The sequence below is a fragment of the Cronbergia sp. UHCC 0137 genome, from assembly GCF_034932285.1.
Lineage (GTDB): Bacteria > Cyanobacteriota > Cyanobacteriia > Cyanobacteriales > Nostocaceae > Cronbergia.
The window spans coordinates 1-1,525 of record NZ_JAYGHC010000003.1 but is presented as its reverse complement, the minus strand read 5'-3'; the positions used below and the strand labels follow the sequence as shown (position 1 = coordinate 1,525).

At 40.7% G+C, this 1,525-nt stretch carries 2 protein-coding genes; both read right to left on the bottom strand.

Features of this window, described 5'->3' with window-relative positions; translation table 11 throughout:
* Window positions 1-636: 1-acyl-sn-glycerol-3-phosphate acyltransferase (locus VB711_RS01580; RefSeq protein ID WP_323284083.1), on the bottom strand; the 636-nt coding region annotated here is incomplete at its 3' end.
* A 98-nt stretch (window positions 637-734) separates the two neighbouring features.
* A complete protein-coding gene (gene tadA / locus VB711_RS01575) occupies window positions 735-1,247 on the bottom strand; it encodes a tRNA adenosine(34) deaminase TadA (RefSeq protein ID WP_323283924.1) in 513 nt (170 codons plus the stop codon).
* Window positions 1,248-1,525 lie beyond the last annotated feature (278 nt).

Genomic DNA, 1,525 nt, shown 5'->3' with positions numbered 1-1,525 from the left:
TGCTTTTAAACTTTCACCAATGTGAATGTTGACATTTGCACCCCAACTAGGAATAGGTTGATTGTAATTAATGCTGATTGGTAAAATTTTGATTCCTAATTTTGGGTAAATAGATTCAGCAGTCAAAGCCAAACGAGCGATTCCCGGTTTTAAAGGGTGAACTTTACCATCACGAAAAATCCCACCTTCCGGGTAAATAACTAACATTTCTTCCCGTTGTAGTAAATCTACTGAGTGTCTGAGAGTGGCGATCGCTGGATTGTGAGGATCGACCGGAAAACCTCCCATCCGTAACACAAACCAACCTTGTAGTCCCTGACATTCACTACTTGTCACCATAAAGCGTAAATCTCTACCTGTAGCGAACCGACCGGTCGCGTAGGGTAAAAGCAATGAATCCCAACGTGAACGATGGGTAGGAGCAAGAATTACCGCTCCTGTTTGAGGAATATGCTCTTGGCCAGTGATGTTTATTTTCCCAAAGAATGCTGGGAGAACTATGTAACGCCCCACAGCATACACTATCGGACTTAACCAGGGAGAAATCCAGGAGCTACCGGGAGCTATTTTTGGATTTACTGAGGTATGCGTCCGTATTAACTGGTAGATAGTAGAAGCAAAACGAGATTCCCTCATAACGGTGGCTGTTGGTTGTCGAATAGAATATGACAAAAATTTGAGTCTTTCCACCGTAGATTCTCTTTAGTAATTTTTGTCTTACCAAATGGACAGTTTCACCTTTGGCTGTCACCATGGCGATGTCGCTTTGTCCCAAACCAGGTCTGTAATTGCTGACGACAGGCTGATTCTAAAATACCACCCACCACTTGTAGACGGTGATTAGAAGCGGGACTATCAGGTATGTTGATAACAGTGCGAATTGCGCCAGTTTTGGTATCGTCCACTCCATACACAAGTTTAAATAAACGTGATTGAGCGATCGCCCCAGCACACATCGGACATGGTTCTAGGGTTACATACAGTGTGCATTCATGCAACCGCCAAGTTTGTAAAATCTTAGTAGCGGATCGAATAGCGACAACTTCCGCATGGGCTGTGGGGTCATGATCCCGTTCTTTTCGATTCTCACCTTCAGCAATTAAGTTTCCAGATAAATCAACAATTACTGCACCTACAGGTACTTCTCCAGCCTCACCTGCTACCTGTGCTAAATTCCAGGCGTATTCCATCCATTGTTTATGAATTATATATTCTGAGTATTTAATATTGCAATGCGTAAGTCCCATAAAGTTACTTTTTGAGTTTTGAACATATAAGTAGGGTGGGCATTGCCCACAATATGCGGGTTTTGCTGGGCTACAATACCTAGATTTATGCAAGATATTATAAATGATTATTGAATATTAATATTATCTATACTGTTGAAAATAAATCTCTAATCGTTTAATTTAGTTAAAGTATTAGAGAATTTACAGCAAGGTTTAGCAAGTGCATAACATCAAAATTTAGGATAGTTATTTGAACCTTGCTGTAAGAATTGATGAAAGGTAAACTTTCTATTCTG

What these genes read in the sequence shown, in the direction of transcription:
- tadA (WP_323283924.1), bottom strand. Translation starts at nt 1,247, where the DNA reads ATGGGACTTACGCATTGCAATATTAAATACTCAGAATATATAATTCAT.